General features: G+C 73.5%; 13 protein-coding genes. 2 read left to right on the forward strand and 11 right to left on the reverse strand.

All coding sequences use genetic code 11. The features are described 5' to 3' along the window. Positions 1–46: 46 nt before the first annotated feature. From AB0I72_RS14045 to nadD, 3 genes are read right to left on the reverse strand one after another with little or no spacing between them, the layout of a single operon-like run. Positions 47–673: a histidine phosphatase family protein gene (locus AB0I72_RS14045; RefSeq protein ID WP_358567282.1), complete on the reverse strand. Its 627-nt coding sequence runs from the start codon at positions 671–673 to the stop codon at positions 47–49. Between the two features lie 27 nt (positions 674–700). Continuing rightward, positions 701–1,093 carry a ribosome silencing factor gene (gene rsfS / locus AB0I72_RS14050; protein WP_358567285.1) on the reverse strand — a complete coding sequence of 131 codons (393 nt, stop codon included), beginning with the start codon at positions 1,091–1,093 and terminating at the stop codon, positions 701–703. A gap of 17 nt (positions 1,094–1,110) precedes the next feature. Next, on the reverse strand, positions 1,111–1,683 hold the full coding sequence (gene nadD, locus AB0I72_RS14055) for a nicotinate-nucleotide adenylyltransferase (RefSeq protein ID WP_358567622.1): 573 nt from the start codon (positions 1,681–1,683) through the stop codon (positions 1,111–1,113). A 290-nt stretch (positions 1,684–1,973) separates the two neighbouring features. Between nadD and AB0I72_RS14060 the strand changes: the two genes are divergently transcribed. Continuing rightward, positions 1,974–3,038, forward strand: coding sequence for a M48 family metallopeptidase (locus tag AB0I72_RS14060; RefSeq protein WP_358567288.1), 1,065 nt, complete (start codon positions 1,974–1,976; stop codon positions 3,036–3,038). Between the two features lie 12 nt (positions 3,039–3,050). On the opposite strand, the gene AB0I72_RS14065 is transcribed toward AB0I72_RS14060, so the two are convergent. From AB0I72_RS14065 to AB0I72_RS14080, 4 genes are read right to left on the reverse strand one after another with little or no spacing between them, the layout of a single operon-like run. Then, positions 3,051–3,779 (reverse strand): alpha/beta hydrolase, encoded by a 729-nt coding sequence (locus AB0I72_RS14065; protein ID WP_358567291.1) that lies wholly within the window; start codon positions 3,777–3,779, stop codon positions 3,051–3,053. 20 nt (positions 3,780–3,799) lie between these two features. Beyond that, positions 3,800–6,163 carry a bifunctional salicylyl-CoA 5-hydroxylase/oxidoreductase gene (locus AB0I72_RS14070; protein ID WP_358567294.1) on the reverse strand — a complete coding sequence of 788 codons (2,364 nt, stop codon included), beginning with the start codon at positions 6,161–6,163 and terminating at the stop codon, positions 3,800–3,802. A 50-nt stretch (positions 6,164–6,213) separates the two neighbouring features. After that, on the reverse strand, positions 6,214–7,839 hold the full coding sequence (locus AB0I72_RS14075; RefSeq protein WP_358567297.1) for an AMP-binding protein: 1,626 nt from the start codon (positions 7,837–7,839) through the stop codon (positions 6,214–6,216). Between the two features lie 22 nt (positions 7,840–7,861). Further along, complete coding sequence (locus tag AB0I72_RS14080; protein ID WP_358567300.1) at positions 7,862–9,028, reverse strand: acyl-CoA dehydrogenase family protein; 1,167 nt, start codon at positions 9,026–9,028, stop codon at positions 7,862–7,864. Positions 9,029–9,189: 161 nt separating this feature from the next. Between AB0I72_RS14080 and AB0I72_RS14085 the strand changes: the two genes are divergently transcribed. Next, a complete protein-coding gene (locus AB0I72_RS14085; RefSeq protein ID WP_358567303.1) occupies positions 9,190–10,074 on the forward strand; it encodes a PaaX family transcriptional regulator C-terminal domain-containing protein in 885 nt (294 codons plus the stop codon). Here the strand turns inward: AB0I72_RS14085 and AB0I72_RS14090 are convergent, their stop codons facing one another. From AB0I72_RS14090 to AB0I72_RS14105, 4 genes are all read right to left on the reverse strand, one after another. Then, positions 10,075–10,515: a RidA family protein gene (locus AB0I72_RS14090; protein WP_358567306.1), complete on the reverse strand. Its 441-nt coding sequence runs from the start codon at positions 10,513–10,515 to the stop codon at positions 10,075–10,077. It abuts the gene before it with no gap. Beyond that, complete coding sequence (locus tag AB0I72_RS14095) at positions 10,515–11,342, reverse strand: enoyl-CoA hydratase family protein (protein ID WP_358567309.1); 828 nt, start codon at positions 11,340–11,342, stop codon at positions 10,515–10,517. The genes AB0I72_RS14090 and AB0I72_RS14095 overlap by 1 nt, the downstream gene beginning before the upstream one ends. Continuing rightward, positions 11,339–12,103: an SDR family oxidoreductase gene (locus tag AB0I72_RS14100; protein WP_358567311.1), complete on the reverse strand. Its 765-nt coding sequence runs from the start codon at positions 12,101–12,103 to the stop codon at positions 11,339–11,341. The genes AB0I72_RS14095 and AB0I72_RS14100 overlap by 4 nt, the downstream gene beginning before the upstream one ends. A 163-nt stretch (positions 12,104–12,266) precedes the next feature. Further along, a complete protein-coding gene (locus tag AB0I72_RS14105; RefSeq protein ID WP_358567314.1) occupies positions 12,267–13,238 on the reverse strand; it encodes a hypothetical protein in 972 nt (323 codons plus the stop codon). Positions 13,239–13,526: the final 288 nt, after the last annotated feature.

Genomic DNA, 13,526 nt, shown 5'->3' on the forward strand with positions numbered 1-13,526 from the left:
CTCCCAGAACGATAGCGGAATCCGGCGATTTCGTCGAAACGAATACTCAGGCGTCGTCGCTGAGCACCACGGGCTCCGGTAGGTTCGCCGCGTTGTGCTCCATCAGCCGCCATCCGCTCCGCCGGTTCTGGAGCACCGACCAGCAGCAGTTGCTCAGCGGGCCGAGCACCTCCCGCTGCTCGTCGGAGATCCCCAGCATCCTGGCGATCCCGACGCGCAGGGCGGCGCCGTGGCTCACCACGACGAGCAGCCCGCCGGACGGCGTCCGGGCCAGCGCCCGGTCGACGGCCGCCGCCATCCGGTCCCCGACCTCGGAGATGTGCTCGCCGTCGGGGATGTCCATCCGGGCGTGCCGCTCCGGCCAGCGCGCGGACAGCTCCTTACCGGTCAGCCCCTCCCAGGAGCCGCCGTAGCGCTCGCGCAGGCCCTTGTCGTACTCGACCCCGACCCCGCAGGCCCGGCTGAGGTACCCGGCCGTGTCGGCGGCCCTGCGCAGGTCGGAGGCGACGATGACGTCGGGGTCGAGCGTGGCGAGCACCTTCCCCGCCCGTTCGGCCTGGGCGTGCCCGACGCGGTCGAGTGCGATGTCGGTCTGTCCCTGGAAGCGGTTCTCGACGTTCCAGGCCGTGCGTCCGTGCCGCCAGAACAGCACGCGGGGGGTCGTGTCGCTCACGTGGTGGTGTCTCTTCCCGTTCGACGGCTACTGTTCGGGCGTGCGCTCGGCGCCGCGCGCGCTCTCGGGAAGACTGATCTCGGGGCAGTCCTTCCACAGGCGCTCGAGGCCGTAGTACCCGCGTTCCTCCTCGTGCTGGATGTGCACGACGATGTCCGCGTAGTCCAGCAGCACCCAGCGGCCGTCCCGCTCGCCCTCGCGCCGGACCGGCTTGGCCCCGGCCCTGAGGCGGAGCTGGTCCTCGACCTCGTCGACGATCGCGCGGACCTGGCGGTCGTTGGGCGCCGAGCACAGCACGAAGGCGTCCGTGATGACGAGCTGGTCGCTGACGTCGTAGGCGATGATCTCCTGCGCGAGCTTGTCGGAGGCGGCCTCGGCCGCGACCCGGACCAGCTCCAGTGCCCTGTCGGTGGCTGTCACGTTGTGCTTGCTGCCTTTCAGCTCTCTCGGTAGAGCCCGGTCTTGTTGATGTAGCGGACGATGCCGTCGGGGACCAGGTACCAGATCGGTTCGCCCTTGCGGACCCGCTCCCGGCACTCGGTCGAGGAGATGGCCAGCGCGGGAACCTCCACCAGCGAGACCTTGCCCTCGGGCAGCCCGGAGTCACTGAGGTGGTGCCCGGGTCGGTTACAGCCTACGAAATGCGCGAGGTCGAACAGTTCGTCGACGTTGTGCCAGCTCAGAATGGCGCCGAGCGCGTCGGCGCCGGTGATGAAGAACAGCTCCACGTCGGGGCCGTAGGCGGCGCGCATCTCGCGCAGGGTGTCCAGCGTGTAGGTGGGCCCGGCGCGGTCGATCTCGATGCGGTCGACCCGGAACTGCGGGTTCTCGGCGGTGGCGATCACCGTCATGAGGTACCGGTCCTCGGACGGGGTGACGGTGTCGGGGTCCTTCTGCCAGGGCTGGCCGGTGGGGACGAACACGACCTCGTCGAGGTCGAAGAGGTGTGCCACCTCACTGGCGGCGACGAGGTGCCCGTGGTGGATGGGGTCGAACGTGCCGCCCATGATGCCCACCTTGGTGGGGGCGGCTCCGGCCCGTCTGGGCGCGCCGGTCGCTTCGTTCGCCACTGTGCGCTCCGTTTCGCCGTGGTCGTGGTCGTTGCCGGGATCGGCCCACCGAGAGTAGCCGACGGGGTGCACCACCGACGGCCCTCGATACCCGATATGTCCTTCGCCCTGGATCAACGAGCGGCGGCGCGGCAACCTTCCCGACCGTTCGCGAAGGATCGGCGAATCGCGTCATATCTCGATTGCCCCCAACCGTGGCCAAGCGCCGATCCGGCGCATAGCATGCCGGTATGGCGAACTCACCAGACCGCGTACGCGTCCGGCTCTCCGAGATCTCACCCCGTGCCTACGAGCACCCCGCCGACCGGGGCGCCCTGGTCGCGCTGCGCTCGCTGCGCGGGTTCGACGAGGTGTTCAAGCGCTTGTCCGGACTCTTCAACGAGCGGGCGCTGCGCCTGATGTTCCTGTCCAGCGCGGTGCGCGTCGGACCGACCCAGTTCCCCCACGTGCACGACTACGTGCGCGACGCCGCCTACGTCCTCGACCTGGACGAGGTGCCCGAGCTCTACATCCAGATGAACCCCCGGCCCAACGCCATGGCGATCGGCAGCCAGAAGCCGTTCATCGTCATGACGACGGGCCTGTTCGACCTGCTCGACGCCGAGGAGCAGCGGTTCGTTGTCGGCCATGAGGTCGGCCACATCCTCAGCGGCCACGCCGTGTACCGGACGATGCTGCTGGCCCTCATCCAGCTCGCCACCCGGGTGGCGTGGATCCCGCTGGGCTACATCGGCCTGCGCGCCATCGTGGCCGCCCTGGAGGAGTGGTACCGCAAGTCCGAGCTCTCCTGTGACCGCGCGGGCGTCCTCGCCTGCCAGGACCCCGAGGCGGGCAAGCGCGCCCTGATGAAGATGGCGGGCGGCTCCGCCCTCGCCGAGATGAACCCCGACTCCTTCCTGGAGCAGGCCCGCGAGTACGAGCGGGGCGGCGACGCGCGCGACAGCCTCCTCAAGCTGCTCAGCCTCAGCGGCCAGACCCACCCGTTCGCGGTGGTGCGCCTGGCCGAGCTGCACCGGTGGGTGGAGAGCGGCGCCTACCAGCGCATCCTGGGGGGCGACTACCCGCGCCGTGCCTCGGACCGCGACGCGAGCGTCGGCCAGGAGGCCCGCAACGCCGCCAACCACTACAAGGAGGCGTGGGAGCGCTCGGAGGACCCGCTCCTGGGCACCCTGCGCGACGTCGCCGGGAGCGCGGCCAGCGCGGGCGGGAAGCTCTTCGACACCGTCGCCGACCGCTGGCGGGGCGGGTCCTCACGGGACTCGTCCAGTTCGTCCAGCTCCTCCAGCTCGTCCTGACCCCGGTGCGGGTCAGATCCGGTCCAGGTGGTCGCGGACCGCGCTCCACGCGGGGTGCCCGGGGTCGATGACCGCGAAGTGGTCGGCTCCGGCCACCTCGCGGTAGTCGACCGCGGCCCCGGCCGCGCGGGCCGCCGCCACGTAGTCGCGGCTGTGCTCGACCGGCACGCGGTCGTCGGCGTCGCCGTGCACGACCAGGTGGGGCACGCCCACCGGAACCCGCCTGACCGGAGAGCTGGTCGCGTACAGCTCCGGGTCCGGGTCGGGCCCCAGGAAGGGTGCGACGGCGCCCTCCCCGAGTCCGGCGTCGGCGCACCGCCGCAGGTCGGTGATCGGGGCGAGGGCGACCACGGACGTGACCGGCGAGTCCGGCGCGGTGAGCAGGGCCAGGTGGCCGCCCGCCGAGTGGCCGATCGACACCACCCGCGAGGCGTCCAGCGCGCCGTCCTCGCGGCGGACGGTCTCGGCGATCAGCTCCAGCGCGTGGACGACGTCGTCCACCGTCCGCGGCCAGCCGCCGCCGTCCGCGCCGGTCCGCCGGTACTCGACGTTCCACACGTCCCACCCGGCCGCGCTCAGGTCCTCGGCCAGCGGGTCCATGAGACGGGTGTCGTGGCGGTCGCGCCACCATCCGCCGTGCAGCAGCACCGCGACGGGCGCGGGCCGGTCGGCGCCGTCGGCGGGCGCCCACCGGTGGACGGTCTGACTGGGGTGCTCCCCGTAGTCCATGGTCGTCGGCACGGGCCTCTCCTCCTCGGGCGTCACGGGCCGGGCCGCCAGCGCCGGTGGCGGGTGGCGTCGGTTCCCGGGGAACGTAGCAGGTCGAGTCTGGGCCGGGGACCGTCGGTCCGGCCGGTGGGCGGTTTCCGGCTGCCCGCGCGGAAGGGGACGGGCCAGGCGGCGCCGGGCCCCTCGTACCCCTGCTCGGCCGCCGCGTGCAGCGTCCAGTGCGGGTCGTACAGGTGGGGGCGGCCGAGCGCGCACAGGTCGGCGCGCCCGGCCAGGATCGTGGAGTTGACGTCGTCGTGGGAGGAGATCGCCCCGACCGCGATGACGGGGATCCCGGTCTCCCGGCGGATCCGCTCGGCGAAGGGCACCTGGTAGCCGCGGCCGTGGGCGGGCCGTTCGTCGGGGGTGACCTGGCCGGTGGAGACGTCGATGGCGTCGGCCCCGGCGGCGGCGAGGGCCCGCGCGACCCGCACGGCGTCGGCGGCGGTGGTGCCGCCCTCGACCCAGTCGGTGGCGGAGATCCGCACGGTGAGCGGTTTGTGGTCGGGCCATGCGGCGCGCACGGCGGTGAGCACCTCCAGGGGGTAGCGCAGCCGGTCGGTCAGCGCGCCTCCGTAGGCGTCGGTGCGGCGGTTGGTGATCGGGGACAGGAAGCTGGACAGCAGGTACCCGTGGGCGCAGTGCAGTTCCAGCAGGTCGAACCCGGCCCGGTCGGCGGCGTGCGCGGCGGCGACGAACTCGTCGCGGATCGCGGCCATGGCGGCGGCGTCGAGTGCGCGCGGCACCTGGTTGACGCCCTCGCGGTAGGGGACGGGTGAGGGCGCGACGACCGGCCAGTTGCCCTCGGGCAACGGCTCGTCCATGCCCTCCCACATGCGGCGGGTGGAGCCCTTGCGTCCGGAGTGGCCGAGCTGGACGCCGATCCGCGCCCCCGTGTGGGCGTGCACGAAGTCGGTGACGCGCCGCCAGGCGGTCTCGTGTTCGGGTCGGTACAGGCCGGTGCAGCCGGGTGTGATGCGGCCCTCGGCGGACACGCACACCATCTCGGTCATGACGAGCCCCGCGCCGCCCAGCGCCTTGCCGCCGAGGTGGACCAGGTGGAAGTCCTGGGGGGTGCCGTCCACGGCGGAGTACACGTCCATGGCCGAGACCACCACGCGGTTGGCCAGCTCCAGGCCGCCCAGGCGGAAGGGGTGGAACATGGGCGGGCGGGGCCGCGCGGGGTCGGCGCCGACGCGGCCCGCGAACCAGCGGTCGACCCTCGCGACGAACGCGGGGTCGCGCAGGCGCAGGTTGTCGTAGGTGACCCTGCGGCTGCGGGTGAGCAGGTCGAAGGCGAACCGCACCGGTTCCTGGTCGACGTGGCGGGCGATCCCCTCGAACCACTCCATGCTGGCCTGGGCGGCGCGCTGGGCGCTGGCCACGACCGGGCGGCGTTCGTCCTCGTAGGCGGCCAGGGCGGAGGGGAGGACCGGGTTCTCGCGCAGGCAGGCGGCCAGGGCCAGGGCGTCCTCCATCGCGAGCTTGGTGCCGGAGCCGATGGAGAAGTGGGCGGTGTGCGCCGCGTCGCCGAGCAGCACGACGTTGCCGTGGCGCCAGGAGCGGTTGCGCACGGTGGTGAACCGCTGCCAGCGGGAGTTGTTGGGGAGCAGGCGGTGGCCGTCGAGGACGTCGGCGAAGAGCGCGGCGCAGCGGGCGATGCTCCCGGTGTCGCTGTGGCCGGGTCGGGGGTCGCACGCCTCGGCGAGGTCGGCGAACCCGGCCGCCCGCCACACGTCCTCGTGGGTCTCCACCAGGAACGTGCTGGCCTCGGCGGAGTAGGGGTAGCAGTGCAGCTGCATCACACCGTGCGGAGTCTCCAGCACGTGGAACCGGAACGCGTCGAACACCCGGTCCGTGCCCAGCCACATGAACCGGTTGCGTCCGTGGTCGAGTGCGGTGCCGAAGGCGTCGGCGTACGCGGTGCGGGTCCGGCTGTGGGCGCCGTCGGCCGCCACCACCAGGTCGTGGGCGGCGGCCAGGTCCGCGGTGGGCGGGGCGGGTGCGCCGGTGAGCACGCGCACGCCGAGGTCGGCGCAGCGTGCGCGCAGGATCCGCAGGAGGGCGCGCCGGCCGATCGCGGAGAAGCCGTGGCCGCCGGAGGTGACGACGGCGCCCCGGTGGTGGACGTCGATGTCGTCCCAGTGGGCGGACTCGGCGGTCAGCGCGGCGTACACGGCCGGGTCGGCGTGTGCGATCCCGCCGAGGGTCTCGTCGGAGAACACCACCCCGAAGCCGTAGGTGGCGTCGGCCGGATCGCGTTCGTACACGGTGATCTCGTGGTCGGCGTCGAGCTGCTTGGCCAGTGCGGCGAAGTACAGTCCGCCGGGGCCCGCCCCGACACACGCGATGCGCATGCGGTCCGCCTTCCTGTCGGTGTGGTGCCGCTGTCGGTGGTGCCGCCCGGTCAGCGCTCGTCGCGCAGCCGGAACCGCTGGAGCTTGCCGGTCGCGGTGCGGGGCAGCTCCGCGCGGAACTCGATGGAGCGCGGGGTCTTGTACGGGGAGATGCGCGAGCGCACGTGCTCGCGGAGCCGCTCGGCGCGGTCCTCGTCGGGGACCAGTCCGTCGCGCAGCACGACGTAGGCGCGCACGATCTGGCCCCGGTCCGGGTCGGGCACGCCCACGACCGCCGTCTCCTCCACGTCCGGGGAGGTGAGCAGGGCCTCCTCGACCTCGGCCGGGGCGACGTTGTACCCGGCGGTGACGATCATGTCGTCGCTGCGCGCCCGGTACCACAGGTAGCCGTCCGCGTCGCGGACGTACGTGTCCCCGGTGAGGTTCCAGCCGTCGCGGACGTAGTCGCGCTGGCGGTCGTCGTCGAGGTAGCGGCAGCCGACCGGGCCGCGCACGGCCAGGTGTCCGGGCCGGCCGTCGGGGACGGGGCGGCCGTCGTCGTCCAGGACGGCCGCGGTGAACCCGGGGACGGGGCGGCCGGTGGAGCCGGGGCGCGTGTGCTCGTCGGTGGAGGAGATGAAGATGTGCAGCATCTCGGTGGCGCCGATCCCGTCGAGCATGCGCAGGCCGGTCGCCTCGTGCCAGGCTTGCCAGGTGGCGGCGGGCAGGTGTTCCCCGGCGGAGACGCAGCGCCGCAGCCGCGACAGGTCGTGCCCGTCCAGGCGCCCGAGCATGGCGCGGTAGGCGGTGGGCGCGGTGAACAGGACGGTGACGCCGTGCTCGGCGACGGCGTCGAGCAGGGACTCGGGGCGCGGCCGTTCCAGCAGGACCGAGGAGGCCCCCGCCCGCAGGGGGAAGACCAGCAGTCCGCCGAGGCCGAAGGTGAAGCCGAACGGCGGGCTCCCGCAGAACACGTCGTCGGGGGTGGGTCGGAGCACGTGCGCGGAGTAGGTGTCGGCGATGGCGAGCACGTCGCGGTGGAAGTGGACGCAGCCCTTCGGCGTGCCGGTGGTGCCGGAGGTGTAGGCGATCATGCAGGCGTCGTCGGCGGCCACGCGCACGGGGGCGAAGGCGGACGGCGCGGCGGCGGCGCGGGCGGTGAGGTCCTCGGGGCCCGGTCCCCCGTAGGCGATCACGCGCGGGGTGGCGGCCATCCCGGCGGCGGCGGTGGCCAGGTCGTCGAGGAAGCGGGCGTCGCACAGGGCGTGGGTGACACGGCTGGCGCGCATGATCGTGGCCAGCTCGTCCGCGCGCAGGACCGGCAGGACGGTGACGACCACTCCCCCGGCCCGCAGGACGCCCAGCCAGCAGGCGGCCAGCCACGGGGAGTTGGGGCCGCGCAGCAGGACGCGCTGGCCCGGGACCAGGCCGGTCTGCTCGACCAGGACGCGCGCCACCCGGTCGGCCCGGTCGCGCAGCGCGCCGTAGGTGAGGGTCTCCTGTTCGCCGACGAGGCAGGGCCGGTCGGCGCCGTGCGCCGCGATGGCGCCGTCCAGGAGTTCCTCGGCGCAGTTGAGCCGGTCGGGGTAGCGCGGTCCGGTCGGGTCGAGGACGAGTTCGGGCCACTGGTCGGGCGGCGGCAGGTGGTCGCGGGTGAAGGTGTCGACGTGGCCGGTGGGTGAGAGGGTCGGCGGCATGGCGGGCCTCCGCGGTCGGGACCTACGAGGGGGACGGGGCGCCCGGGATCGGGGGCAGGTGGCGGGCGATGATCTGGCGCTGCACCTCCGAGGCGCCCTCGTAGACGCGGGGCGCGCGGACCTCCCGGTACAGGCGTTCCATGGGGTGGCCGCGTCGCAGTGCGCGCGCACCGTGCAGTTGCACCGCGGCGTCCACCACGTACTGGGCGGTCTCGGTGGCCAGCAGTTTGGCCATGGCGGCCTTGAGGGTGACCGCGTCGCCGCCGGTGTCGTACTCCTCGGCCGCCGCGTAGACGAGGAGGCGGGCCGCCTCGGTCCGGGTGGCCATCTCGGCCAGGGTGTGGGCGACGGTCTGGAGGCGGTCGAGCGGCGCGCCGAAGGCGTGGCGGTCGCGGGTGTGCTCACGGGCGGCGGTCAGGGCGGCGTCGGCCATCCCGACCGCGAACGCGCCGACGCTGGGGCGGAACAGGTCCAGGGTGCGCATGGCGACGGCGAACCCCGCGTCGGGACGGCCGATCACGTCGTCCGGCCCGACGGGGACGCCGTCGAAGACCAGGTGGCCCAGGGCGTGCTCGGCGAGCATCTCCAGCGGGGACCCGGTGAGGCCGGGGCGGTCGGCGGGGACGAGGAAGGCGGTCACGCCCCGGGCGCGGGCGCCGGGGGTGGTACGGGCGAAGACGGTGTAGACGTCGGCGTCGGGGGCGTTGGAGATCCAGGTCTTCTCGCCGTGCAGGCGCCAGCCGTCGCCGTCCGGTTCGGCGCGCAGGGCGAGGGCGGCGGCGTCGGAGCCCGCGTCGGGTTCGGTGAGGGCGAAGGCGGCCACGGCCTCCCCCGCGGCGACGGCGGGCAGCCAGCGGCGGCGCTGCTGGTCGGTGCCCGACTGGAGGACGGGGTAGGCGCCCAGCCCCTGGAGGGCGAGGGCGGTCTCGGCGTGGGTGTCCGCCCGGGCCAGGTGTTCGCGCAGCAGGCACAGGCGGGTGGCGGGGGCCTCGCGGAGGGGGCCGTCGTCGCGGGTCCCGGGGAAGAGCGCGGGGAGGAGGCCGAGGTCGGCGAGGCGGCGGAGCAGGGGGCGGTCGACCCGGCCCCGCTCCGCGAGCGGGTCGGCGGGCGACCGCGCGACGAGCGCGGCGGCGCACGCGCCCACCCAGCGGGCGAACTCCCGGTCGTCGTCGTTCAGTGCGAACCCCATGGGCGGCCTCGGCTCTCGCGGTGATCGAACCCACGTTCCGAATGTACAGGGATCATGACGACCGTCAAGGGTCCGATATGAACTCGTGCGCCATCGCGCACGCGTCACCCGATGAGAGCGGGTGATGGGAGGAATGCGAGAGAAGGAGCTATCGTGTCCGCGTGACGGAGAACAACGAGCGGACACACACGCCGACGACGGAGGCCGGGACCGACGACGTGCGGGTCAACCGGCGACCGCGCTCGCTCATCGTGTCGTTCTTCGGCACCTACGCCCGCGACGTCGGCGGGTGGGTCGGTGTCGCCGACCTCATCGCGCTCATGGACGGCCTCGGCGTCGACGCGCCCTCCGCACGCTCGGCGGTCTCCCGGCTCAAGCGGCGCGGTCTGCTCGTCTCCGAGCGCATCGGCGGCGTCGCCGGGTACCGCCTGTCCGACGAGGGGCACCGCGTCCTCGCCGAGGGCGACCAGCGCATCTTCGGCCACCGGGTCGCCCGGACCGACGACGGGTGGGTGCTCGTGGTCTTCTCCGTCCCCGAGTCCGAACGCGACCGCCGCCACGCCCTGCGCACGGCGCTCACCCGGCTCGGTTTCGGCACCGCCACGGCGGGGGTGTGGATCGCCCCGGCGCACCTGACCGACCAGGCCCGCCGCGTGCTCCGCGAGCTGGGTCTGGAGGCGCACGCGGAGCTCTTCCACGCCGACCACCTCGGCTTCGGCGCACCGGCCGAGGCCGTGGCGCGCTGGTGGGACCTGCCCGCGCTCCAGGAGATGTACCGGCGGTTCCTGGCCGAACACGAGCCGGTCCTGGAGGCGTGGCGACGCGGCGGCCGCGCGGGAGCGCCCGCGCCGGGACCGGAGGCGTTCGCCGACCACCTGCGCGCCGTGGACGCGTGGCGGCGCATGCCCTACCTCGACCCCGGCCTGCCGCCGGAGCTGCTCCCGGACCGGTGGGCGGGCAGCAGGGCGGCGCGGGTCTTCTTCGACCTGCACTCCCTGCTGCGCGGCCCCGGTCTGGAGTACGTCCGTTCCACCGTCCGGGGATAGTCAGTGTTCGACCCGGGCCTGCGGGACCACCCCCACCCCGACCAGCTCGACCAGGGCGTCGGGGTCGAACAGCCCGGTCACGCCGAAGAGGGCCATGGCCGGGTAGTGGCGGCCCATCCGCGCCCGGTAGGCGCGGCCGATCTCCCCGGCCGCGGCACGGTAGCCCGGCACGTCGGTGGTGTAGACGGCCAGGTTGACCAGGTGCTCGGGGGAGCCGCCCGCCGCGTCCAGGGCGGTCAGGACGTTGGCCAGGGCGAGGTCGAACTGGGCGGCCAGCCCCTCGGCGGCCACCGTGCCGTCCGGGCCGGAGGCGATCTGCCCGGCCAGGTACACGGTCCGGCCCGGAACCGGGACCACGGCGTGGGAGAAGCCGGAGCCCGACCCCAGCGCGGGCGGGTCGACCAGGGTGTGGGGGGTCGGGGGAACGTGCGCGGACTCCATCAGCGGCCCTTCCACTCGGGGTCGCGCCGACCGGTGAACGCCGCGTGGAACTCGGCGTAGTCGGCGCTCCTCATCAGCAGTGCCTGGGTCATCGCCTCCAGCTCGACCGCGCCGGACAGGTTCATGTCCAGCTCGCGCGAGAGCAGCGCCTTGGTCTGGGCGTAGGCGAACGCGGGGCCCTCGGCCAGCCGGGTGGCCAGCGCCGACACCGCCGCGTCCAGTCCGTCGTCGTCGACCAGTTCGCTGACCAGGCCGTAGCGGTCGGCCTCCTCCGCACCGACGGTGTCGCCGAGCATGAGGAGTGTGGTGGCGCGGCCGAGGCCCACGACGCGCGGCAGCAGGTAGGCGGCGCCCATGTCCGCTCCGGCCAGACCGACCTTGGTGAACAGGAAGGCGAACCGGGCCGAGCGCGCCACCACCCGGAAGTCGGCGGCCAGGGCCAGGACCGATCCGGCCCCGGCGGCGATGCCGTGCACGGCGGCGATGACCGGGACGGGGCACTCGCGCAGCGCCCGGACCACCTCGCCCGTCATCCGCGTGAAGGCGAGCAGGTCGTCGGGGTCCATGGCCAGGGTGCGCCCGATGATCTCGTGGACGTCCCCTCCCGAGCAGAACCCCCGGCCCCGGCCGCGCAGGACCAGGACCCGGGTGTCGCCCCGGTGCGGCAGTTCGATCACCAGGTCCCGCAGGTCGGCGTAGGCCTCGAAGGTCAGGGCGTTGAGCCGGTCGGGGCGGTCGAGGGTCACGGTGGTCACGCCGTCGGCGCGGTGGACGTCGAAGTGGTTCCAGTCCTCGGTCAGGGGGGCGGACGCGCGGAACGGACTCACCTGTGGATTCCTCCTCCGTCGATGGTCAGGGACTGGCCGTTGACCGCGCGCGCCATCGGGCTGACGAAGTAGGACACGGCGGCGGCCACCTCCTCGGGTTCCAGGAGTCGCCCGAGCGGCGCGGCCGAGGCGAGGGCGGCCTCGGCCTGCGCGCGGTCGCGGCCGGTGCGCTCGACGATCCAGGCCACCGAGCGCTCGGTCATGGGTCCGCGCACGAACGTCGGGCACACCGCGTTGCTGGTGACCCCGGTCCCGGCCACCTCGGCGGCCACGGCCCGGGCCAGCCCGATCATGGCGTGCTTGGACGCGGTGTAGGCGGCGGTGTAGCGGGTCCCGGCCAGGGCCGCGGTCGAGGCGACGAACACCAGTCGGCCGTGGTCGCGGTCGAGCATGCCGGGCAGCAGCGCACGGGTCATCAGGAAGGCCGAGGTGGCGTTGGTGCGCAGGTGGCCCTCCCACAGGTCGAGCCCGGTGCTGCGCAGGGGCGCGGTGGTCGCCGTTCCCGCGTTGTTGACCAGGACCGAGACGGGTCCGAGGGCGTCGGCGGTCGCGGAGACGGCGTCCTCGTCGGTCACGTCGCACACGCGGGCGCGGACGTCGAGCCCGTGCGCGCGGCTCTCCCGCTCCAGGGCGGCGAGCCGCCCGGAGTCCCGGCCGAGGGCGACCACCTCGAACCCCTCGGCGGCGAGCGCGCACACGACCGCCCGTCCGATGCCGCCCGCTCCACCGGTGACCACGACACGCCGCACGGAGTCAGCCATGCGTGGACTGTATCACCCAACTTTGACCGTCGTCAGTAGGACGATATACAGCCATGTTTCGGCACGAAGCACCCCGAAACCACCCCCGTGCACGGGGAAGCGGCGCCGACGGACGTCGACGCCGCTGGGAGGTCCGGGTCGCACCCGGTCGGGCCACGCCCTCCTAGAAGGCGGGACCGGCGGCCATGGCCTCGTCGATGGTCTCGGCGCGGGCCTCCTCGACCTCCTCGACCAGCTCCTCCTCGTGGGCCTCGAACTCCTCGGCCACGGCGGCGGAGAAGGAGCGCAGCGCGACCTGCTCGGTCAGGACGTCACCGCGGACGCGGTTGTTGTCGCCGACCTGGGCCGTGGGCTGGTTGCCGGAGGTGCTCAGGTCGCCGCCGACGATGTTGTTGTCGACGTACACGCCGCCCGTCACGCCGGTGACGGTGAGGTCGCCGTCGACGTAGTTGAGCGACTCGCAGAAGCCCTCCTGCTCGCCCGCGCCCACCGCGACCGGACCGCCGCCGCCGGAGTAGGTGGCCGCGCCCAGCACCTCGCTGTCGCACAGGATGCCGCCGCCGGCGGAGTCGGTGACGGACAGGTCACCGCGCACGGCCGAGTCGAAGATGTCGACGTACTCGACACCCTCGGCGGTGACCGCCCCGCCGACCCGCGAGCCGCTGACGTAGAGCTCGCCGATCTCGGTGCTCAGGCCCGCGACCGAGGAGTCCACGACGAAGACGAAGCCGTCGGTGCTCCCGCCCTCGGTCGGGACCGCGCTCACGCCGGCGCCGCCCGAGGTCTCCTCCAGGTGGGTGCCGAAGGAGCCGTTGTTGACGACGCTGTCGCCCAGGGCGGTGCCGGAGGCGTCGAAGTACCCGTTGCCCTGGACGGTCACCTCGCCCTCGATCTCGCCGCCGATGATGTGCAGGTTGGCGTTCTCCCGGACGGTGACGTCGCCCTGGATGACCGTGCCGTCCAGGTAGCAGCTCTCACCCTCGGGCACCGCCAGGTCGGTCGGCAGGGTGATCGCGCCGCCGTGACCCGAGCAGAGGGTGACCAGGTCGGCCTGCGCGGGGGTGGCGACCAGCGCGACCCCGCCGACGGCGAGGGAGGCGGTGGCGAGCGCGGCGGCCTTGCTCGGAAGCTTCATTCGGGGGTGTTCCTTTCGTCTGTGACCGTGGGGGCGGCACTCCGGAGTACTGGTGTGGGCGGAGCGCCGGGACACACCCAGCGAACGTATCGATCCCTAGTCGCTTTGGGAATACTTCTGAGGCGAATAATCGCGTTTGTCTAGGTTGCGGCTGGGAAAACCGTACGAAGACCAAGAGTTCACAGCGCCCTCGTGTGACGTATGTGGCGCGTGGTGCATTTGCGACGTTTACCCTCTTCAGACACACACCGGGGGCCGCCCGTCGTACCGGCGGCCCCCATGCGCGAA

This window comes from Nocardiopsis sp. NPDC049922 (assembly GCF_040660275.1).
Taxonomy (GTDB): domain Bacteria; phylum Actinomycetota; class Actinomycetes; order Streptosporangiales; family Streptosporangiaceae; genus Nocardiopsis.

Bases quoted from the DNA above. Each gene is read 5' to 3' on its own strand.
- AB0I72_RS14100 (WP_358567311.1), bottom strand. From the start codon at position 12,103: ATGGCTGACTCCGTGCGGCGTGTCGTGGTCACCGGTGGAGCGGGCGGC.
- AB0I72_RS14105 (WP_358567314.1), bottom strand. From the start codon at position 13,238: ATGAAGCTTCCGAGCAAGGCCGCCGCGCTCGCCACCGCCTCCCTCGCC.
- AB0I72_RS14075 (WP_358567297.1), bottom strand. From the start codon at position 7,839: ATGCCGCCGACCCTCTCACCCACCGGCCACGTCGACACCTTCACCCGC.
- AB0I72_RS14060 (WP_358567288.1), top strand. From the start codon at position 1,974: ATGGCGAACTCACCAGACCGCGTACGCGTCCGGCTCTCCGAGATCTCA.
- AB0I72_RS14070 (WP_358567294.1), bottom strand. From the start codon at position 6,163: ATGCGCATCGCGTGTGTCGGGGCGGGCCCCGGCGGACTGTACTTCGCC.
- AB0I72_RS14080 (WP_358567300.1), bottom strand. From the start codon at position 9,028: ATGGGGTTCGCACTGAACGACGACGACCGGGAGTTCGCCCGCTGGGTG.
- AB0I72_RS14090 (WP_358567306.1), bottom strand. From the start codon at position 10,515: ATGGAGTCCGCGCACGTTCCCCCGACCCCCCACACCCTGGTCGACCCG.